We start from the raw sequence: 19,478 nt of genomic DNA, 5'->3' as shown, positions 1-19,478 counted from the left end.
ACCATGCCCGTCACCGGCCCCGACTTCATCTCCCTGCAGACCCGCGACCTCGATGCATCGCAGGCGTTCTACGAGCAGTACCTCGGCCTCGTCCGCTCGCAGGCCGGCCCGCCGCACGCGGTCGTCTTCGAGACCACGCCGATCGCGTTCGCACTGCGGGACATCGTCCCCGGCACCGACCTCGACGCCGTGACGCAGCCGGGCATCGGTGCGGCGATCTGGCTCCACGCCACCGATGTGCAGGCCATCCACGACGCCCTGTCGGCGGACGGCCACACGATCGTCTCCGCACCGATCGACGGTCCGTTCGGTCGGACGTTCACGTTCGCCGACCCGGACGGCTACCAGGTCACGCTGCACGACCGCGCGTGAGTCGTCGGCAGCGCACCGCCGCGCAACCAAAGTGCGTCGGCGCCGCGCGAACGTCCGGTTCCGAATGACTTTGGTTGTGCAGCGCGCGTCGGCACCCCCGACCGTCATCGTTCGTCACGATCCGTGACCGGCGCAGGTGTCCGACGTAGCGTCACGGCGTGACCAGCAGCAGCGAGCCCCGGCAGATCCGCTTCAACGCGTTCGACATGAACTGCGTCGCGCACCAGTCCTCCGGGCTGTGGCGCCACCCGCGCGACCGTTCGCGCGACTACCGCGACCTGTCCTACTGGACCGACCTGGCGAAGACGCTCGAGGGTGGCGCGTTCGACGGCATCTTCATCGCCGACGTCCTGGGCACCTACGACGTGTACGGCGACTCGAACGAGGCCGCACTCCGCACCGGCTCGCAGGTGCCGGTGAACGACCCGATCCTGCTCGTGTCGGCGATGGCGTCGGTCACCGAGCACCTCGGGTTCGGGATCACGGCGGGGACGGCCTACGAGCACCCGTACCCGTTCGCGCGGCGGATCTCCACGCTCGACCACCTGACCAAGGGGCGGGTCGGCTGGAACGTCGTCACCGGCTACCTGCCGAGCGCGGCCCGGAACATGGGGCAGGCCGACCAGCTGTCGCACGACGACCGGTACGACGTGGCCGACGAGTACCTCGAGGTCCTCTACAAACTGTGGGAGGGCTCGTGGGAGGACGACGCGGTCGTCGCGGACCGCGAGGCCGGCGTCTTCACGGACCCGGCGAAGGTGCACCCGATCGAGCACCACGGCAAGCACTTCGACGTGCCGGGCATTCACCTGTCCGAGCCGTCGGTCCAGCGCTCGCCCGTCATCTACCAGGCGGGCGCGTCGCCGCGCGGCATCCGCTTCGCCGCAGAGAACGCCGAAGCCGTCTTCGTGGGCGCACCGACCGTCGAGCAGCTCGCGTCGACCGTCGCGAAGGTCCGTGACGCCCTGGAGGCAGCTGGTCGCGACCGCTACGCCGCTCGCGTCTACACGCTGCTCACCGTGATCACGGACGCCACCGACGAGCTGGCCCAGGCGAAGTACGAGGACTACCTGTCGTACGCGTCGGAGCTCGGTGCGCTGGTGCTCAACTCGGGCTGGATGGGCGTCGACCTGTCGCAGTGGGACCCGGACGAACCCCTCGGTGACGTCGAGTCGAACGCGATCCAGTCCACGGCGGCGAACATCGCGGCGGCCACGGGCGAGGACGGATCGAAGTGGACCATCCGCGACCTCGCACGGCACACCGCGATCGGCGGGCTCGGGCCGGTGGCGGTCGGCGGGGGAGCGACCATCGCCGACCGGCTGCAGGAGATCCAGGAACTGACCGACGTCGACGGCTTCAACCTGGCGTACGCGGTGACCCCGGGTACCTGGGAGGACGTCATCGAGTTCGTCGTCCCCGAGCTCCGGGCCCGCGGGGCGTACCCGAGCGGCTACGAGCCCGGTTCGCTCCGGCACAAGCTGCACGGCCGCGGTGACCGGCTGCCCGACGAGCACCGTGGGGCGTCGTTCAGGATCGGCAGCCGGGCGGTCGTAGGCTGATCGGGTGATCGAGTCGTCCGTCGTCGTCCATCCTGCGACCCCGGACGAGGTGTCCGAGTGCGTCAGCCTGTGGGTCGGTGCGGTCGCGGCACGCGACGGTGTCCCCGAGTCCGACGCGGTCCGTGAGCGCGCCGGGGCGAAGTTCGCGGTCGCGCGGGTCGCCCTGCTGGTGGCGGCCGGAGTGGACGGCACCGTCGACGGATTCGCCCTCGTCACGGCGCCGGGGACCGGGGAACCGACGGATCCCGAGGACGCCGCGTACCTGTCCTTGCTCGCCGTCCGGCCGGACGTGCAGGCGCGCGGCCTCGGGCGTGCGCTCCTCACGGCGTCGATCGGTGCCGCGTCCGACGCCGGACACGCGGCCGTCGTGCTGCACGCGCTCGCCGCGAACGAGCGCGCGCTCCGGCTCTACGAGTCCGGCGGCTTCCGACCGAACGGGGTCGAGTTCCCGCACGCCCTCACGGGCCGGACGACGCTGACGTACATCGCGGCACACGCACCGCGCTGATCGTTCGTGCGCCGGGCGTCAGACCCGCCACTTCCGTCGCGGGGCGTGGTCCTCGTACGACTGCCGGGTCGGGTAGGTGATCAACTCGATCGTGGACCCCCACGGCGTGCCGACGTACACGAACCGGTTGCCGAACCCGCCCTCGTTGCCGCCGAGGTCTCGCGGGTCGGCGTACCGCTGGCCGCCCGCCGTCTCGATGTGCGACAGCGCATGGTCGATGTCGTCCACGTAGAACGCCACGTGTTGCCAGCCGAGGTCGCTGGCCCGGGCTGCTCTCCGCTGGTCGGGGCCGTGGTACTCGAACAGTTCGAGCCCCGGACCGTTCGGCAGCGCGAGCATCCGCAGCGCCCCCTGGGACATGGTCTCCGGGATGCCGAGGCGGCGCTGGACGTCGGGTTCGCCACGGAGCGGTTCGCTCCGGAGGAACCGGTCGTACAGGAGGACGGCGTCGAGTCCCAGGACGAAGAAGTCGGTGGCCTGGTCGATGTCGGGCACGGTGAGGCCGATGTGGTCGATGCCGTGTGCGGTGCTGGGGGTGCCCGTCGGGGTGGTGACGGTCGCAGGACGTGTCGCGGTGGTGCCGGATGGGCGTGGCGCAGTGGGCATGGTGCCGTCTCCCCTGAGTTCGGCTCGGACGTGGATCACCCGAGTAGAACGGCTGCGCGCAGGGGAGGACAAGCGGAGCGCGAGACGCGTGCGGAGAACCGCCGCGATCGTGCGCGATCAGTCCACGGGGGTCCACGCCGGGAACGTCGCCGAGCGGCCATCGCCTGAGGACCTTCGGGTCACACGACGCTGCACCCAAGGCAGGACGTGCTCGCGGTAGTAGCGGAGTTCCTCGGCGAGTCGGGTGCGACCGGACGGTTCGGACACCGGCTCGATCGGTGCTGGTCCGTCCTCGATCGCGTGCAGGGCGAGGTCGGCGACGCGTTGGTGGCCGGTCGCGTTCATGTGCAGTCGGTCCTCGGACCAGAACTCGGCTCGGCGCAGGTGTGGATCACGGGACACGTCGACGAAGGGCAGGTCGTACCGGTCGGCGAGGTCGGCGAGGGCGTCCGCCCAGGCATCGCCGCGCGCGTTGATGAGGCGTCCGAGGGGGAGCCGGGCGCTCGGGTCGGCTGGGCTCAGCAGCGCCAGTCGGACCCCGCGGCCCAGGACCGTGACGACCGCCGCTTCGAGCGGGGCGATGAGCGTGTGGGCGTCGAACCGTGGCCGGAGCAGGTCGTTCCCGCCCGCGCAGAACGTGATCAGGGTCGGCGCGGGGTCGAGTGCGAGGGCCGCGTCGAGCTGCTCCCCGAGGACCCCGGCGAGCAGGCGACCGCGGACGGCGAGGTTGGCGTAGCGGACGTCCGCTCCGGCGGTCCGGGCCATGCCGCTCGCGAGTCGGCCGGTCCAGCCAGGAAAGGGAACGGCACCGGCGTCGCCGATGCCCTCCGAGAAGCTGTCGCCGATCGCGACGTAACGGATGGTGTCGGGCATGGACGCATCTTCCTGCACACACCTGTGCACGATCGGCGAGTCGGAACGAGCGTTTCAGGACCGGGCCCGCGACACACGACCGTTACACGAGGGAAACGGCGGGCGCGAAGAGGCTCCCTAGCTTCTGTGGTGGAGGCGATCACCGCCTGCCGCACCCCACTCCCTCGGAGGACGCCATGGCTACCGAACTCGTGACACCCGTCGCAGCGCCCCACGCCCCCACCACGACCGCCGCACCCGCAGGTGCCGGCGTCGTCAAGCCCGGGTACGACCCGGCGCTCACGAACGAGGACCTCGCCCCGCTGCGCAAGCAGAGCTGGACGAGCTACAACTTCTTCGCCTTCTGGATGTCCGACGTGCACTCGGTCGGCGGCTACGTGACCGCCGGGTCGCTCTTCGCGCTCGGCATCGCGAGCTGGCAGGTGCTCATCGCCCTGGTGGTCGGCATCCTGATCGTGCAGGTCTTCGCCAACCTCGTCGCCAAGCCCTCGCAGCGCACGGGCGTGCCGTACCCGGTGATCAACCGCGCGGTGTTCGGGGTCCTCGGGGCGAACGTGCCCGCGATCATCCGCGGCCTCATCGCGATGGCCTGGTACGGCGTGCAGACGTTCCTGGCCGCGCAGTCGCTCAACATCATCTTCCTGAAGTTCATCCCCGCGTCGGCCGGGCTCCTCGACCATTCGTTCCTGGGGCTGTCGGCGCTCGGGTGGATCTCGTACGCGATCCTGTGGGTCGCGCAGGGGGCCCTGTTCTGGATGGGCATGGAGGCCATCAAGAAGTTCATCGACTGGGCGGGCCCCGCGGTGTACGTGGTGATGATCGCGCTGGCGATCTACCTGGTCAGCCAGGCCGGCATCGGCAACATCTCGTTCACCCTGTCGGTGGGGGAGCCGCTGTCCTTCGGGGCGTCGATCCCGGTGATGCTGTCGGCGGTCGCGCTGGTGGTCAGCTACTTCTCCGGCCCGATGCTCAACTTCGGTGACTTCTCGCGCTACGGCAAGTCGTTCGCGTCGGTCAAGCGGGGCAACTTCTGGGGGCTGCCGATCAACTTCCTGTTCTTCTCGGTGCTCACCGTGCTGTGCGCCAGCGCGACCGTCCCGGTGTTCGGCAAGCTCATCACCGACCCGATCGAGACGGTGCAGGCGATCGGCGCACCGTTCGCGATCCTGCTCGGCGGCCTGACATTCGTCACGGCGACGGTCGGCATCAACATCGTCGCGAACTTCATCAGCCCCGCCTTCGACTTCTCGAACGTCGCGCCGCGGAAGATCTCGTGGCGAGCCGGTGGCATGATCGCCGCGGTCGGCTCCGTGCTGCTGACCCCGTGGAACTGGTACGGCAACGACCAGGCCATCCTGTACACGCTCGGCGTGCTCGGTGCCCTCATCGGCCCGCTGTTCGGCATCCTGATCGCCGGCTACTACATCGTCGGGAAGCAGCGCATCGCCGTCGACGACATGTACACGAAGGACACCTCGGCCCGGTACTGGTACCGCGGCGGCTTCAACCCGAACGCGATCGGCACGCTCGTCGTCACCGGGGCGATCTCGGTCGCCAGCGCGGTCCTGCCGCCCGCGCTCGGGATCCTGCCCGGACTGAACAACTACAGCTGGTTCATCGGCTGCGGCCTCGGACTCGTGGTCTTCTGGGGGCTCGAGCGGTTCCGTCCGAGCATGCCGGAGCTCGCCTCGGACGACCCGACGGTCGACGACGGCGCCGCCGTCGGACGAGCCTGAGCCACATCCGCGACGCCCGCACCACCAGCGACACCCGCACCGCCCGCACCACCGGAAGGACCCCGATGCGCATCCGCGTCGTCAACCCCAACACCACCGCCTCGATGACCCGCTCGATCGGTGTCGCCGCCTCGGCGGTCGCCGGCCCCGGCACGGTCGTCGAGGCGGTGAACCCCACGATGGGTCCGGCGTCGATCGAGAGCCACTACGAAGAGGCGCTCGCGGTGCCGGGGCTCCTCGAGCAGATCGCGCTCGGGGAGCAGGACGGCGTGGATGCCTACGTCGTCGCCTGCTTCGGTGACCCGGGCCTCGACGCGGCGCGGGAGCTCGCCGCCGGGCCGGTCATCGGGATCGCCGAGGCGGGCTTCCACGCCGCGGCGATGCTCGGACGCCGGTTCGGCGTCGTGACGACCCTGGCGCGGACGACCGGACGGGCCCACGAGCTCGCCGAGCGCTACGGGTTCGCCTCGCTCGTCACCGAGATCCGGGCGTGCGAGGTGGCGGTGCTCGAGCTCGACGACCCGGCCTCGGGTGCACGCGCCCTGGTGATCGAGGAGTGCCGCGCGGTCATCGCCGGGGGAGCCGACGCGGTCGTGCTCGGCTGCGCAGGGATGGCGGACTTCTGCGCCGAGGTCTCGCGGGCGATCGGTGCGCCGGTCGTCGACGGGGTGGCCGCGGCGACCGTGCTCGCCGAGTCGTTGTTCCGGCTGGGGCTGTCCACGGGCAAGCACGGGGAGTACGCCGTTCCGCCGACGAAGGCGATGTCGGGTCTGTTGGCGGGCTTCGAACGCCAGCCGGCGGCGGGCGCGACGGTCGGGGCGGGCGCGTGACGGGCCTCCCGGTCGACGGCAGCACCGGGTCCCGCTCAGACGTCGACACCGACACCGTCGCGGACCTCGTCCTGCGCGCGGACCGCACGTGGATCGACGGAGCCTTCCGCCCTGCTGCGGTCGTCGTGCGCGACGGCCGCGTCGACGACGTCCTGCCGGTCGACGCCGTGGTCCGGACACTCGACGACCGCAGCGTGCCGGACGGTCACGTCCTGCTGCCCGGCCTGGTCGACACCCACGTGCACGTCAACGAGCCCGGCCGCACCGAGTGGGAGGGGTTCGCGTCCGCGACCCGGGCCGCCGCACTCGGCGGCGTCACGACCATCATCGACATGCCGCTCAACTCGATCCCCGCCACGACCACGGTCGAGGCGCTCGCCGTGAAACGCGCCAGTGCCGAGGGGCGTGTCGCCGTCGACGTCGGGTTCTGGGGCGGGGCGGTCCCCGACAACGCCGGGTCGCTCGGAGCGCTGCACGACGCCGGCGTCTTCGGGTTCAAGTGCTTCACCGCGCCGTCCGGCGTCGACGAGTTCCCGCACCTCGAGCCTGCGCAGCTGCGGGCAGCGATCGAAGAGGTCGCCCGCATCGACGCCCTGCTCATCGTGCACGCCGAGGACCCCGAGTTCCTGGTCGACCACGCCGCGCTCGGCGGCCACTACGAGGACTTCCTCGCAACCCGGCCGGTCGACGCGGAGCGGTCCGCGATCGCGCGGGTCATCGACGGCGCACGCGCCACCGGCGCGCGGGTCCACATCCTGCACCTGTCCGACGCCGGCGCGATCCCGATGATCCGTGCCGCGAAGGACGACGGCGTCCGCATCACCGTCGAGACCTGCCCGCACTACCTGGCGTTCGAGGCCGGGTCCATCCCCGACGGCGCGACGGAGTACAAGTGCTGCCCGCCGATCCGTGACGACGCGAACCGCGACGCCCTGTGGGCCGGGGTGCTCGACGGCACGATCGACATGATCGTGTCGGACCACTCGCCGTCGACGGCGGACCTCAAGGTCGACGACTGGGGACTCGCCTGGGGCGGGATCGCCGGCCTGCAGGTCGGCTTCCGAGCCGTCTGGACCGAGGCCCTCCGCCGCGGCGTCCCGCTCGAGGCACTGCTGCCGCTGTTCACGACCGGTCCGGCAGCACTCGTCGGCTTCCCCGACCGCGGGGTCATCGCCCCCGGCGCGCTGGCCCACTTCGCCGTGTTCGACCCGTCCGCCACGGCGGTCATCGACGTGGCGGGCCTCGCACACCGCAACCCGGTCTCCGCGTTCGCCGGCCTGGAGGCCCGTGGCCGCGTCACCGAGACCTGGCTGCGCGGGCGCGTGGTGGCGTCCACCGCGTCCGGCGTCACCGCCGTCGAGGGGCAGCTCGTCGCGGCGCCCGTGACCGCGGATGCCCGGGTCACCGAAACACGTTTGTAACGATCGTTCCGGTACGCTCGTGATCGGAACGGAAGGACCAACCATGCACCCCGTGAACCCGCCAGCCCGCCTCCTGATGGGCCCCGGCCCGATCACCGCCGACCCGCGTGTGCTCCGCGCCCTGTCGACCCCGCTCGTCGGGCAGTACGACCCGTGGATGACCTCCGCCATGAACGACACCCAGGAGCTCTACCGCGGTGTGTTCGGTACCACGAACGACGCCACCGTGCTCGTCGACGGCACCTCGCGCGCCGGGATCGAGGCGGTGCTCGTGTCGCTGCTCGCGCCGGGTGACCGCGTGCTCGTGCCCGTGTTCGGCCGGTTCGGGCACCTGCTCGCCGAGATCGCGGGCCGTGCCGGGGCCGAGGTCCACACCATCGAGACCGCGTGGGGGCAGGTCTTCACACCGTCCGCGATCGAGGACGCGATCGTCCGCGTGCGGCCGAAGGTGCTGGCGATCGTGCAGGGCGACACCTCGACGACCATGAACCAGCCGCTCGACGAGCTCGGGGCGATCTGCGAACGGCACGGCGTGCTGTTCTACACCGACGCCACGGCGACCGTCGGGGGCAACCCGCTCGAGGTCGACGCCTGGGGCATCGACGCCGTCAGCGCCGGACTGCAGAAGTGCCTCGGCGGTCCCTCCGGCAGTGCACCCGTCACCGTCTCGCCGCGCGCGACCGCGGTCCTCGACGAACGCCGCAGCGTCGAGGCCGGCATCCGTGAACCCGGAGACGACGTCGCCGACGAGCCGATCCGCTCGAACTACCTCGACCTCGCGATGATCCTGGACTACTGGGGTCCGCGGCGGCTGAACCACCACACCGAGGCCGCGTCGATGCTCTACGCCGCCAACGAGTGCGCCCGCATCCTGCTCGACGAAGGGCGCGAGCAGGCGATCGCGCGCCACGAACTCGCGGGCCGCGCGATGCTGCAGGGCGTCCAGGCGCTCGGGCTCGGAGTGTTCGGTGACGTCGCACACAAGATGCACAACGTCGTCGCGGTGGAGATCCCGTCCGACGTCGTCGGCGACCAGGTCCGTGGTTCGATGCTCGACGACCACGGCATCGAGATCGGCACCTCGTTCGGACCGCTGCACGGCAAGGTCTGGCGCATCGGCACCATGGGCTACAACGCCCGCAAGGACACCGTCGTGACGACCCTCGCCGCCCTGGAGCACGCGCTCCGCCGGGCGGGGCACGCCGTCCCGCACGGCGGCGGGGTCGACGCCGCGCTCGATGTCTACTCCGGTGCACCGGTCGGGGTCCTGGCGTGAGTGCGGCCCCCGTCGTGACCGCCACCGCGCTGGCCACCGCAGACGCCGAACTCGTCGCGCGGTGGTGCGACGAACTGGCCCTGGTCACCGAGGAGACCGGCCGGATCACCCGCGTGTACCTGTCGCCCGAGCACGCCCGCGTCAACGGGATCGTCGCCGGGTGGATGCAGGACGCCGGACTCACCACCTGGCAGGACGCCGCCGGCAACCTGCACGGACGGGTCGACGGCGCGACGCCGGACACCCCCGTGCTGCTGCTCGGCTCGCACCTCGACACCGTGGTGGACGCCGGCCGTTACGACGGGATCGTCGGGGTCCTGATGGCCATCCGCACCGCTGCGCGACTGACGACCGCGGGGCCGCTGCCCGTCGCGCTCGAGGTCATCGCGTTCTCCGACGAAGAAGGGACCCGGTTCGGCAAGGCCCTGCTCGGGTCGTCCGCCGTCGCCGGGGTGTGGGACGAGTCCTGGTGGGACCTGACCGACGGCGACGGCGTCACCCTGCGCGAGGCCTTCACCCGGTTCGGGCTCGACCCGGCCCGGGTGGGTGACGCGGCGGCTGACCCGACCAGACTCGCGGGGTACCTCGAGGCCCACATCGAACAGGGCCCGTACCTCGAGCAGGCCGGCCAGGCGCTCGGCGTCGTCACGAGCATCGCGAGCGCCCGACGCTTCTCGGTCGAGGCCGTCGGCGAGGCCCGGCACGCCGGTGGCACCCCCTACGAACGGCGCCACGACGCCCTGCTCGCCGCGGCCGAGGCAGCCCTCGCCGTCGAACGCATCTGCCGGGCGTCGCACCACGTCGGCACCGTCGGCACCATGACCGTCGAACCGGGTGCGGTGAACGTGGTGCCGGGGCTCGCACGGTTCTCGGTCGACCTGCGCGGCGAGTTCGACGACGGCCGCGACGCGGTGTGGGACGAACTGACGAAGGCGTTCACGATGATCGGGGAACGGCGCGGGGTCAGCGTCACGCCGACCGAGGTGCACCGTGCGCCCGCGGTGTTCTGTGCACCGCGGCTGATGGACGCCGTCCGCGCCGGCATCGAGTCCACGGGCGAGACCGCGCCGATTGAGTTGTTCTCGCGAGCTGGACACGACGCCATGTCGCTCGGGCTCGTCACCGACGTCGCGATGCTGTTCCTGCGCAACCCGGACGGCATCAGCCACCACCCGGACGAGTTCGTCTCGACGCCCGACATCGCGCTCGGGCTCGACGCGCTCGCCGTCGCGGTGGAACGGGCGGCCCGGGCATGAGCACCGCAGGACCGGACGTCCGCGCCCGCATCGACTCCGTCTGGGAGCAGCTCTCGCCCGCCGAACGACGCGTCGCCGCGATGGTCCGGCACGACCCGGAACTCCTGCTCGTCGGCACCTCGGCCGAGCTCGCCGCCGAGTCCGGCACGTCGAAGGCCACGGTGTCCCGGCTCGTCCGGTCGCTCGGGTTCCAGGACGCGGCCGAGGTCCGGCAGAACCTGATGTCCGCGCGTGGCTCCGGCCTGCCGTGGGTGGCGGAGGACGCCGCCCACGTCGACCAGCGCGCGGTCGAGGCCCGCAATCTCGACGCCGCGTTCGCGTCCCTGGCCCGTGCTGATCGGCCGCGCTTCGCACGACGCATCGTCCGTGCCCGTCGTGTGCTCGTGTTCGGTGAGCGCGGCGCCTACCCCGTCGCACTGCAGCTCCGCGCGCAGCTCGCCCAGGTCCGCTCGGACGTCCGCGTCGGTCCGGCACCGGGGCAGCGGCTCGGTGAAGAGGTCGCCGACCTCGACCGCCGCGACCTCGTGATCCTGGTGACCGTCCGTCGGCACACCGCCGGGGTCGACCGAATCGTGCGGCACTGCGTGTCGACCGGCGCCGACGTCGTCGTGCTGGGCGACCCGACCGCCGCCGTCATCGCGGCACCGGCGAACACCGCGATCCTGTGCCCGGTCGACTCACCGGCGGCGTTCGACTCGATGGCCGCACTGTTCGCGGTCGTCGCTGCCATCGCGAACGACGTGTACGAGGCCTCGGGCCCCGCCGGTCGGGCACGGGTCGACGCGGTGGCGAGTGCCTACGACGCGCTGGGAGAGCTCGCGGCGCCCTGACCGCCGTGGCCGCCCTGCTCCCCGTGCGCTCGCTCGGCGCGGAGCTCGGCGGCGAGGGTGGCGTTGCGGTCCGCGATGAGTCGCGGCAGGTAGCGCGCGAGCGCGACGACCTCGGCCAGGCGCCCCAGCGGGCCGAACGGCGCGCGGAACGTGATGGTGTCGACCATGCGCGTGCCGCCGGCCGACGGCTCGAAGCGGTGCTCGTGGTGGAACCGGGCGAACGGCCCGCGCACCTGTTCGTCGACGAACCGGTGCGGAGCCTCCAGAGCGGTGATCCGACTCGTCATCCGCCACACGATCCCGAAGTGGCGCGCGCGCCAGGTGACGGACTCGCCCAGGCCGATCGTGCCGGACGTCGTGCCGGCCACGGCGCGTTCGCCGCTGGCGGCCATCGACCGCTCGTGGGCGCCGATGTCGAGCGACAGGGCGAACGCGCGCTCCGGCGGGGCGTCGAGCTCGGTCACGACGCGGAACGACACCGTCACGTCGCGGGCCAGTCCGTCGTGGCAGACCGGTCGTCGTCGGCGAGGACCGCGGCCAGCAGTTCGTCGTGCCGCACGCCGTGGTGCAGGACCGCCGAACGCCGTCGTCCCTCGAACCGCATGCCGAGTCGTCGGGCCACCGCGATCGACCCGGCGTTCTCGGCCTTCGCCCGCCACTGCACCCGGACGAGTCCGAGTCCCTCCGGCGCCGGCGCGAACGCCCACCGCAGCACCCGGTCGGCCGCCTCGGTCACCAGGCCCCGACCACGGGCGTCGGGGTGCGTCGCGTACCCGATCTCGGCGCCGCCACCGGCGATGCCGAACAGCCCGACCGTGCCGAGCAGGCGCGGGTCGTCGGCGCGACGGATGCCGAACTCGTAGCGGGTGTCCGCCGCCCAGCCGGCCTGCACGACCGTGGTGAGCCACTGGTGCGCCTCGGCGTGCCCGTACGGCTCAGGCATCGCGATGAACGCGACGACGTCCGAGTCGGTCGCGTAGGCGATGACGTCCTCGGTGTCGGCGGGCACCGGTACGGAGAGCACCAGGCGATCGGTCCGGAGGGTGACGGGGTCCACGGGTCGAGCCTAGCCACGGAGACGTGCGCGGTAGCGTCGGGACCATGACGTTCGACGCGATCCCGTTCCCGGTCATCGACGGCCACAACGACCTGCCGTGGGAGCGGCGCGAGACCCACGACTCCGGGGTCGAGGGCATCGACGCCGAGACGGACTCGCTGCACACCGACCTGCCGAAGCTCCGCGCCGGTGGGGTCGTCGGCCAGTTCTGGTCGGTCTTCGTCCCCGTCGACGAACCGGACCCCGTCCGGACGACGCTGCAGCAGATCGACCTGGCGCACCGGATCGTCGAGCGCTACCCGGAGTCGCTCACGCTCGCCCGGACCGCGGCCGAGGTCGTGGCGGCGGTCGAGTCCGGACGGATCGCGTCGCTCCTCGGCGCCGAGGGCGGGCACTCCATCGGCGACGACCTGGCAGTGCTCCGCGACTTCGCCCGACTCGGCGTCCGGTACATGACGCTCACGCACAACGACGACACCCCCTGGGCCGACTCGGCGACGGGCTCGCAGCCGCACGGCGGGCTGACCGACCGCGGCCGCCAGGTGGTGGCCGAGATGGAGCGGATCGGCATGCTCGTCGACCTGTCGCACACCGCACCGGCGACCATGCGGGACACCCTCGACATCGCCACACAGCCCGTCGTCTTCAGCCACTCGTCGACCGTCGCCGTGAACGACCACCCGCGGAACGTGCCGGACGACGTGCTCGCGTGGCTGTCGGACAACGGCGGCGTCGTGATGATCACGTTCGTGCCGAAGTTCGTCTCGCGGGACTGGGCGGACTGGGAGGACGCCGGCTCGGTGGGGGAGCCGCCGCTCGTGACGGTGTCGGACGTGGCGGACCACGTCGAACACGCCCGTGACGTCGCCGGCGCAGGGCACATCGGCCTCGGTGGCGACTACGACGGCACCCCGGTGCTGCCGCCGGACCTGCGCGACGTGTCGCGGTACCCGGTGCTCGCCGCCGAGCTGCAGCGGCGCGGGTGGGGAGCTGATGACCTGCGGGCGCTCGCCGGGGGCAACGTGCTGCGGGTGCTCGAGGCGACCGACGAGCGGTTCGCGCGGACGGCGTTCGTGCGCTGAGCCTGGCCGTGTGCCCTCGCGCGTGCCGTCCATACCGATTCGTGGACGGCGCGTGCCACCAGCCCGCACGATCAGCGGATGACTGATGGACCGACGCTCCCGGCCGAGTACGAACACACCTTCCGAGTGATCCGCGAACAGGTGACCGCGACGCGGCATCGCGTGTAGCTGGCAGCGAATGCGCAACTGGTGCACCTGTACTGGTCGATCGGCACGGTACTGCTCGAGCGGTCGAAGAGCGGGCAGTGGGGGAGCGGTGTCCTGAACCGGCTCGCCGACGATCTGCGAAGCGAGTTCCCGTCGATGAAGGGGCTGTCGGCGACGAACCTCAAGTACATGCGGCAGTTCGCGGCGGCCTGGCCTGAGGAAACATCAATTGGTCAACAGGCTGTTGACCAATTGCCCTGGGGCCACATCACCCAGCTCCTGGGGGTACCGGACGAGGAATCCCGCGCCTGGTATGCCCGGTCAGCCGTGCAGGGATCGTGGTCGCGGAACGTCCTTCGGCACAACATCAAGCGCCGAGTAGCGGAGCGCCACGCAGCGGCCCCCACGAACTTCAGCCGCTTACTCGACTCGAACGGTGACGACCTCGCGCAGCAGGTCACACGCGACCCGTACATCCTCGACTTCCTGGCGGTCGACGGCGATCGTGACGAACGTGCCCTCGAGTCAGCCATGGTGGACCGGATTGCCGACACGCTCCGTGAGCTCGGCACGGGCTTCGCGTTCGTCGGGCGGCAGGTGCACTTCGACGTCGACGGCAACGACTTCTTCGTCGATCTCCTCTTCTTCCACGTCGAGCAGCTCCGGTACGTGGTCGTTGAGCTCAAGGCGGGAGAGTTCCGACCCGACAACGTCGGACAGCTCTCGTTCTACGTCGCGCTCGTCGACGCCGAGCTCCGCCGGCCAGCGCACGCAGAGACCGTCGGGCTGTTGCTCGTCGCGGGCAAGAACGACGCCGTGGTCCGGTACGCACTCGGCGCGTCCAACGCGCCGGTCGGAGTGGCTTCGTTCGATCTCCTGCCTGCGGACCTGCAGCGAGCCCTGCCGTCGGAGGCGCAACTCCGGCGAGCGCTCCGGCCGACGGAGGACGACTCGCCGTGAGCGGGGTCCTGCGGCCATCGGCCCGGTGTACCGGGCCGGTGCACGGCAGTGGACAGCAGCACGCGGGGTCCGGTCGCTAGGATCGGGCGCACACCGCGCCTCCAGGAAGAGCGATGCGCGACCTGACCCGATGAGGACGGACCGGATGAGCGGCACGATCTACGACAACATCTCCCAGGCGTTCGGCAACACCCCACTCGTCAAGCTGAACCGGCTGCCGAAGGCGGGCGGCGCCGAGGTGCTGGCGAAGCTCGAGTTCTACAACCCCGGTGCCAGCGTGAAGGACCGCCTCGGCGTCGCGATCATCGACGCGGCCGAGCAATCCGGCGACCTGCAGCCGGGCGGCACGATCGTCGAGGGGTCGTCGGGCAACACCGGCATCGCCCTGGCGCTCGTCGGTGCGGCTCGCGGCTACAAGGTGATCATCACGATGCCCGAGACGATGAGTGTCGAGCGCCGTGCGGTGATGCGTGCCTACGGTGCCGAGATCGTGCTCACCCCCGGTCCCGAGGGCATGAAGGGCGCGGTCGAACGCGCCGCCGCGATCGTCGACGAGACGCCCGGCGCGATCCTCGCCCACCAGTTCGAGACCGCTGCCAACGCGGCGATCCACCGGAAGACCACGGCAGAGGAGATCCTCCGCGACACCGAGGAACACGTCGACGTGTTCATCGCCGGTGTCGGGACCGGTGGCACGATCACCGGGGTCGGCCAGGTGCTCAAGGAGCGCGTGCCCGGCGTGCAGATCGTCGCGGTCGAGCCGAAGGACTCCCCGCTCCTGACCGAGGGCAAGGCCGGGCCGCACAAGATCGCGGGCATCGGTGCGAACTTCATCCCCGAGGTCCTCGACCAGTCCGTCATCGACGAGGTGTTCGACGTCGAGCTCGACGACGCCCTGCGTGTGGCGCGGGCGCTCGCGACCGACGAGGGGATCCTCGCCGGCATCTCGTCCGGCGCGATCATCCACGCCGCACTCGAGATCGCCGCCCGACCCGAGAACGCGGGCAAGCGCATCGTCGCGATCGTCTGCGACACCGGAGAGCGCTACCTGTCGACGGTGCTCTTCGAGGGGCTCACTGCGTGAGTCGTCCCCTCCGACGAGGCGTGCTGCGGACGATCCGGGAGGACCTGGCCGCAGCACGCCGCGGTGACCCCGCGGCTCGGGGCGACCTCGAGAACGCGATCGTCTACTCCGGGCTGCACGCCATCTGGACGTACCGGGTCACGCACCGGCTGTGGCTCGCGCAGGGACTGCCCGGATCGAGGTTCGTCGCGCGGGTCATCGGTCAGGCTGCACGGTCGGTGACGGGCATCGAGATCCACCCCGGCGCCCGCATCGGACAACGGTTCTTCATCGATCACGGCATGGGCGTGGTGATCGGGGAGACCGCGGTGATCGGGGACGACGTCGTGGTGTTCCACGGGGTCACCCTCGGCGGGCGCGGCGGCGACCACGGCCCGGGAGCCCGACGGCACCCCGTGGTGGGCGACCGCGTGGTGCTCGGCGCGGGATCGTCCCTGATCGGGGCGATCAGCATCGGGCAGGACTCCGTCGTGGGTGCGAACACCGTGGTGACGAAGGACGTGCCGTCCGGGTCGGTCGTCACCGGGGTCGCCGGCACCGCACGCCCGCGGTCCGGGCACGAGGGCGTCCCGACGCTCTGACCGGGGCGCCCGCTGGTTCGGGGCGCCCGCTGGTCCGGCGAGACGCTGGTCCGGCGAGACGCTGGTGTGGCGAAACGCTGGTGTGGCGAGACGCCGTCGTGTCACTGAGACGCCGTCGAGCCGCTCAGACGCCGCCGAATTCGGAGGCGTCTCGCGAACACGACGGCGTCTCGCGAGCCGGTCAGCTCTTCTCGCAGGCGATGCCGTCCTTGTCGCGGTCGAGCTTCGTGTTCGCCTTGTACAGGGCGTCGTCCTTCTTCACCGTGCCCTTGAGCGCGCGGTAGGTGGTCTTGCCACCGGAGACGACCTTGTTCTTCGTGACGGACTTCTTCGCGATGCCACCGGAGTACACCTTGTGCACCGCGGTGCAGTTGGCGTAGCTCTTCGGTGCGGCCTGCGCGGTGGCGGCCCCTCCGACGACGACGGTGGTCGCGAGGACGGCGGTGGCGGCGGCGATGCCGAGGGTACGGATGATGCGCACGGGTTCCCCCTGGAACAGGTGTGTGGCCGCCGGGGCGACCGCCGCGTCGGGTGCGCGGCGAGCTGATCCTACGATGTGAACGACGCTCATCACATGCCCCCGAACGGGTTCGGTCCGCACACCGGGGGTCGGTGGTCTGCGGCAAGCTGGTGTCATGGACGGCCAGCACCTGCACGACGTCGCGAGCCGCACCGCCATGGGCCTGCCCGCGGTGTTCGAGACGCAACCCTTCGGCGAGGGCGCGTTCGTCTACAAGGTCGTCGACAAGATGTTCGTGATGACGAGCGAACTCCGGGGCGTGCCGATCGTCAACCTCAAGTGCGCGCCGCCGCACGGGGCCGCCCTCGTCCGCGACCACGCGGAGATCACGCCGGGCTGGCACATGAACAAGCGGCACTGGATCACGTTGGCTCCGGGCGACGGCATCGACGACACCCTGGTCGAGGACCTCGTTGCGAACGCCTACGACCTGGTCGTCGCCGGTCTGCCCCGTGCGAGACGGCCGATCGACCCGACGCGCGGCGGCTGATCGAGCGGGGTGAGCGTGTGGCTGATCGAGCGGGCTGAGTCACCGCCCGATCAGGAGCGGGCGAGCACCTTCGACACGTCCCGGACGACCTTGGGTGCGAGTCGCTCCCCGGACTCCAGCACCGCACGGGCCCGCTCGGGCGTGAGGCCCGCGAAGACCTCGCCGATCGTCACCCCGTGCTCGGGACGGTACGTCACGACGACCGGGTCGCCGGCCGTCACCGGGCCGGACTTGACCACCCGCAGGTACGCGCCGGGGCGTCCTTCCTCGGTGAACCGCCTGACCCACTTGTCGACGCCCATCCGCCGCGCGAACGTGCCGCACGGGATCCGCGGGATCGTGACCTCGAGCTCCAGGGTCTCGCCGATGCGCCAGCGTTCGCCCGTGACGGCGCCGGTGACGTCGACGCCGCTGGTCCGCAGGTTCTCGCCGAACAGCCCGGGCGGGATGTCGCGATCGAGTTCCGCGGCGAAGTACGCGGCGTCCTCGTCGGCGTAGGCGTACACGGCCTGGTCCTCGCCGCCGTGGTGCTTGCGGTCGGCCTGCACGTCGGCGTACAGCCCGAGGGGACGGACCCGCACCTTGCCGTCGACGGGACGCTTGTCGATGGCCGTGACCCCGATCGTGCCGGAGTCCGGCAGCAGGCGGTCGACGCGGCAGACGGCGGTGACGAGCGACATGTCTCCACTCTGGCGCAAGTGCGACGAGAAGTGTGACGATCCGCCGTCCGCGCGCGTCCCATCAGCGACCGACCTCGTTCCCAGCCCCGACCAGTAGAAGGAAAGCGTGCACCACCAGTCCCTCGCCGAGCTCGACGACGCGGTCCTCGCCGGCCGGTCGTCCGATGGCGACGTCCGGGCCTTCGAGGTCCTGATCCGCCGCTACACACCCCTCTTGCGCGCGTACGCCCGCCGGACCCTCGGGTCGACCGACGAACTCGACGACGTCGTGCAGGAGACCTTCATCACCGCCTGGGACCGGCTCGACCGGCTCGAGGACCAGGCCAAGGTGAAGTCCTGGCTGATGCGCATCCTGAGCCGCAAGTGCCTGGACCGCATCCGCGCCCGTCGGCCGCACGACGACGTCACCGAACTCGAGGTCGCCGCCCCCGCCGACGACGCACCGGACCGGGTGGCGGAGGCACGCTCCCGCGAAGAAGCGGTCGAGGCGGCCCTCGCCGAACTCCCAGACGCCCAACGACGCTGCTGGCTGATGAAGGAGGTGCTCGAGTACAGCTACGACGACATCGCTGCCGAACTCGACCTGCCTCCGTCGACGGTCCGCGGACTCCTGTCCCGAGCGAGGAAGAACATGATCCGACTCATGGAGGGATGGCGATGACCGCCCTCGACGCACTCGAACCCGACGACCTCGACGGCCACTCCATCGACGAGCTCGCCGACTACCTGGACGCCGGCATGCAGCCGCCCGACCCGACCATCGACGGTTCCCCGGCGTGCCAGAACGCCCTCGCGGCGATCCTGCGCGTCCGGCACGCCTCACTGGGGTCGCTCGAGGCCGCCGCTCGTGACGAGGCTCCGGCCGACGAGTCGTGGATCGGCGGGGTGCTGGCCAACATCTCGCTCGAGTCCCGCTCCGGGCGGGACGTGCCGCTCCGCCCGCAGTCCGAGTCGGAGCGTCCGGTGATGACCGAGGGCGCCATCCGCTCGCTCATCCGGCGGACCGGGGACAGCGTGCCCGGCGTGCTCGTCGCGCGGTGTCAGCTCGACGGGGACGTCACGGAGCTGGGCTCCCCGATCCGCGTGGTCGTCGAGGTCGCGGTCGTCTCCGGACCGTCGGTCGTCGCGACGGCGGACCTGGTCCGGACCGGCGTCGCCCAGGCGTTGGCCGAGCAGACCGACCTGCTCGTCGACGCGATCGACGTCGTGGTCCGTGACCTGCTCGAACCACAGCCGGAGACCGACAGCACCCCGGAGGAGGAACGATGAGCACCGACGACATCCTCGCCGCGATCGAGCAGGCGGCGATCGCGGTCCCCGGGGTCACCGACCTCTACCGTGCCCGACCGACGGTCGCGAGCGCCGTCAGCGCCGTGCGCGACCTCGCGTCGAACGATGCTCCCTTGCGCATCGTGGTCGACGAGGACGTCCTGCGCGTCGTCATCGGCACCGACGGCTACCGCCCCGCACCCGAGGTCGCCCGCGCCGTGCACGACGTCGCGCTGACGACGGCGGCCGAGCACGGCCTGTCGCTCACGCGGGTCGACGTGCGCGTCGCGCGGGTGGGCTGACCGCGGCCACACGGCGGACGGGAGGCCCGTGGGGAC

General features: G+C 71.3%; 23 protein-coding genes. 17 read left to right on the top strand and 6 right to left on the bottom strand.

Going from position 1 to position 19,478, the window contains the following annotated elements; all coding sequences use genetic code 11:
• The first annotated feature begins 3 nt into the window (after positions 1 to 3).
• The 3 genes from ITJ59_RS07350 to ITJ59_RS07340 all read left to right on the top strand — a co-directional run bounded on the left by ITJ59_RS07350 (position 4) and on the right by ITJ59_RS07340 (position 2,442).
• Positions 4 to 372, top strand: a complete 369-nt coding sequence (locus ITJ59_RS07350; protein ID WP_194650470.1) for a VOC family protein — start codon at positions 4 to 6, stop codon at positions 370 to 372.
• A 158-nt stretch (positions 373 to 530) separates the two neighbouring features.
• Positions 531 to 1,934, top strand: coding sequence for an LLM class flavin-dependent oxidoreductase (locus tag ITJ59_RS07345; protein ID WP_323749442.1), 1,404 nt, complete (start codon positions 531 to 533; stop codon positions 1,932 to 1,934).
• A 4-nt stretch (positions 1,935 to 1,938) separates the two neighbouring features.
• Positions 1,939 to 2,442 carry a GNAT family N-acetyltransferase gene (locus ITJ59_RS07340; protein WP_194650469.1) on the top strand — a complete coding sequence of 168 codons (504 nt, stop codon included), beginning with the start codon at positions 1,939 to 1,941 and terminating at the stop codon, positions 2,440 to 2,442.
• A gap of 18 nt (positions 2,443 to 2,460) precedes the next feature.
• Here ITJ59_RS07340 and ITJ59_RS07335 read toward each other — a convergent pair whose 3' ends face one another.
• The gene (locus ITJ59_RS07335; RefSeq protein WP_194650468.1) at positions 2,461 to 3,048 is read right to left on the bottom strand and encodes a VOC family protein; all 588 of its coding nucleotides are present in this window, start codon (positions 3,046 to 3,048) and stop codon (positions 2,461 to 2,463) included.
• Between the two features lie 117 nt (positions 3,049 to 3,165).
• Positions 3,166 to 3,921: an SGNH/GDSL hydrolase family protein gene (locus tag ITJ59_RS07330; protein WP_228511240.1), complete on the bottom strand. Its 756-nt coding sequence runs from the start codon at positions 3,919 to 3,921 to the stop codon at positions 3,166 to 3,168.
• A 176-nt stretch (positions 3,922 to 4,097) separates the two neighbouring features.
• On the opposite strand from ITJ59_RS07330, the gene ITJ59_RS07325 reads away from it, so the two are divergent.
• The 6 genes from ITJ59_RS07325 to ITJ59_RS07300 all read left to right on the top strand — a co-directional run bounded on the left by ITJ59_RS07325 (position 4,098) and on the right by ITJ59_RS07300 (position 11,270).
• Positions 4,098 to 5,657, top strand: coding sequence for an NCS1 family nucleobase:cation symporter-1 (locus ITJ59_RS07325; RefSeq protein ID WP_194650467.1), 1,560 nt, complete (start codon positions 4,098 to 4,100; stop codon positions 5,655 to 5,657).
• A gap of 65 nt (positions 5,658 to 5,722) precedes the next feature.
• Positions 5,723 to 6,487: an aspartate/glutamate racemase family protein gene (locus tag ITJ59_RS07320; protein WP_194650466.1), complete on the top strand. Its 765-nt coding sequence runs from the start codon at positions 5,723 to 5,725 to the stop codon at positions 6,485 to 6,487.
• Positions 6,488 to 6,558: 71 nt separating this feature from the next.
• The gene (allB, locus tag ITJ59_RS07315) at positions 6,559 to 7,908 is read left to right on the top strand and encodes an allantoinase AllB (RefSeq protein WP_194650853.1); all 1,350 of its coding nucleotides are present in this window, start codon (positions 6,559 to 6,561) and stop codon (positions 7,906 to 7,908) included.
• A gap of 43 nt (positions 7,909 to 7,951) precedes the next feature.
• Positions 7,952 to 9,184 carry a pyridoxal-phosphate-dependent aminotransferase family protein gene (locus ITJ59_RS07310; RefSeq protein WP_194650465.1) on the top strand — a complete coding sequence of 411 codons (1,233 nt, stop codon included), beginning with the start codon at positions 7,952 to 7,954 and terminating at the stop codon, positions 9,182 to 9,184.
• On the top strand, positions 9,181 to 10,440 hold the full coding sequence (locus ITJ59_RS07305) for an allantoate amidohydrolase (RefSeq protein ID WP_194650464.1): 1,260 nt from the start codon (positions 9,181 to 9,183) through the stop codon (positions 10,438 to 10,440). Before ITJ59_RS07310 ends, ITJ59_RS07305 begins: the two co-directional genes overlap by 4 nt.
• On the top strand, positions 10,437 to 11,270 hold the full coding sequence (locus ITJ59_RS07300; RefSeq protein WP_194650463.1) for a MurR/RpiR family transcriptional regulator: 834 nt from the start codon (positions 10,437 to 10,439) through the stop codon (positions 11,268 to 11,270). Before ITJ59_RS07305 ends, ITJ59_RS07300 begins: the two co-directional genes overlap by 4 nt.
• On the opposite strand, the gene ITJ59_RS07295 is transcribed toward ITJ59_RS07300, so the two are convergent.
• A complete protein-coding gene (locus ITJ59_RS07295; protein ID WP_194650462.1) occupies positions 11,237 to 11,755 on the bottom strand; it encodes an SRPBCC family protein in 519 nt (172 codons plus the stop codon). The two genes, ITJ59_RS07300 and ITJ59_RS07295, sit on opposite strands and share 34 nt — an antisense overlap.
• On the bottom strand, positions 11,752 to 12,327 hold the full coding sequence (locus ITJ59_RS07290; RefSeq protein ID WP_194650461.1) for a GNAT family N-acetyltransferase: 576 nt from the start codon (positions 12,325 to 12,327) through the stop codon (positions 11,752 to 11,754). The genes ITJ59_RS07295 and ITJ59_RS07290 overlap by 4 nt, the downstream gene beginning before the upstream one ends.
• A 44-nt stretch (positions 12,328 to 12,371) precedes the next feature.
• Here ITJ59_RS07290 and ITJ59_RS07285 point away from each other — a divergent pair, with 44 nt between their 5' ends.
• From ITJ59_RS07285 to epsC, 4 genes are all read left to right on the top strand, one after another.
• Positions 12,372 to 13,409, top strand: coding sequence for a dipeptidase (locus ITJ59_RS07285; RefSeq protein WP_194650460.1), 1,038 nt, complete (start codon positions 12,372 to 12,374; stop codon positions 13,407 to 13,409).
• Between the two features lie 168 nt (positions 13,410 to 13,577).
• Positions 13,578 to 14,516 carry a PDDEXK nuclease domain-containing protein gene (locus ITJ59_RS07280; protein WP_194650852.1) on the top strand — a complete coding sequence of 313 codons (939 nt, stop codon included), beginning with the start codon at positions 13,578 to 13,580 and terminating at the stop codon, positions 14,514 to 14,516.
• A 145-nt stretch (positions 14,517 to 14,661) separates the two neighbouring features.
• A complete protein-coding gene (cysK, locus tag ITJ59_RS07275) occupies positions 14,662 to 15,600 on the top strand; it encodes a cysteine synthase A (protein ID WP_194650459.1) in 939 nt (312 codons plus the stop codon).
• Positions 15,597 to 16,181, top strand: a complete 585-nt coding sequence (gene epsC / locus ITJ59_RS07270; protein WP_323749440.1) for a serine O-acetyltransferase EpsC — start codon at positions 15,597 to 15,599, stop codon at positions 16,179 to 16,181. The genes cysK and epsC overlap by 4 nt, the downstream gene beginning before the upstream one ends.
• 181 nt (positions 16,182 to 16,362) lie before the next feature.
• Here epsC and ITJ59_RS07265 read toward each other — a convergent pair whose 3' ends face one another.
• On the bottom strand, positions 16,363 to 16,662 hold the full coding sequence (locus ITJ59_RS07265) for an excalibur calcium-binding domain-containing protein (protein WP_323749439.1): 300 nt from the start codon (positions 16,660 to 16,662) through the stop codon (positions 16,363 to 16,365).
• A 154-nt stretch (positions 16,663 to 16,816) separates the two neighbouring features.
• On the opposite strand from ITJ59_RS07265, the gene ITJ59_RS07260 reads away from it, so the two are divergent.
• Positions 16,817 to 17,191, top strand: coding sequence for an MmcQ/YjbR family DNA-binding protein (locus ITJ59_RS07260; RefSeq protein WP_194650457.1), 375 nt, complete (start codon positions 16,817 to 16,819; stop codon positions 17,189 to 17,191).
• Between the two features lie 50 nt (positions 17,192 to 17,241).
• On the opposite strand, the gene ITJ59_RS07255 is transcribed toward ITJ59_RS07260, so the two are convergent.
• Positions 17,242 to 17,871: an MOSC domain-containing protein gene (locus ITJ59_RS07255; RefSeq protein ID WP_194650456.1), complete on the bottom strand. Its 630-nt coding sequence runs from the start codon at positions 17,869 to 17,871 to the stop codon at positions 17,242 to 17,244.
• A 106-nt stretch (positions 17,872 to 17,977) separates the two neighbouring features.
• Between ITJ59_RS07255 and ITJ59_RS07250 the strand changes: the two genes are divergently transcribed.
• From ITJ59_RS07250 to ITJ59_RS07240, 3 genes are read left to right on the top strand one after another with little or no spacing between them, the layout of a single operon-like run.
• Positions 17,978 to 18,532 carry an RNA polymerase sigma factor gene (locus tag ITJ59_RS07250; protein ID WP_194650455.1) on the top strand — a complete coding sequence of 185 codons (555 nt, stop codon included), beginning with the start codon at positions 17,978 to 17,980 and terminating at the stop codon, positions 18,530 to 18,532.
• Positions 18,529 to 19,140 carry a hypothetical protein gene (locus tag ITJ59_RS07245; protein ID WP_194650454.1) on the top strand — a complete coding sequence of 204 codons (612 nt, stop codon included), beginning with the start codon at positions 18,529 to 18,531 and terminating at the stop codon, positions 19,138 to 19,140. The genes ITJ59_RS07250 and ITJ59_RS07245 overlap by 4 nt, the downstream gene beginning before the upstream one ends.
• On the top strand, positions 19,137 to 19,442 hold the full coding sequence (locus ITJ59_RS07240; protein ID WP_194650453.1) for a hypothetical protein: 306 nt from the start codon (positions 19,137 to 19,139) through the stop codon (positions 19,440 to 19,442). Before ITJ59_RS07245 ends, ITJ59_RS07240 begins: the two co-directional genes overlap by 4 nt.
• Positions 19,443 to 19,478: the final 36 nt, after the last annotated feature.

This window comes from Curtobacterium sp. VKM Ac-1393, assembly GCF_015350995.1.
GTDB lineage: Bacteria > Actinomycetota > Actinomycetes > Actinomycetales > Microbacteriaceae > Curtobacterium.
The sequence above is the reverse complement of the archived record's forward strand: the minus strand, read 5'-3'. Positions and strand labels throughout refer to the sequence as shown.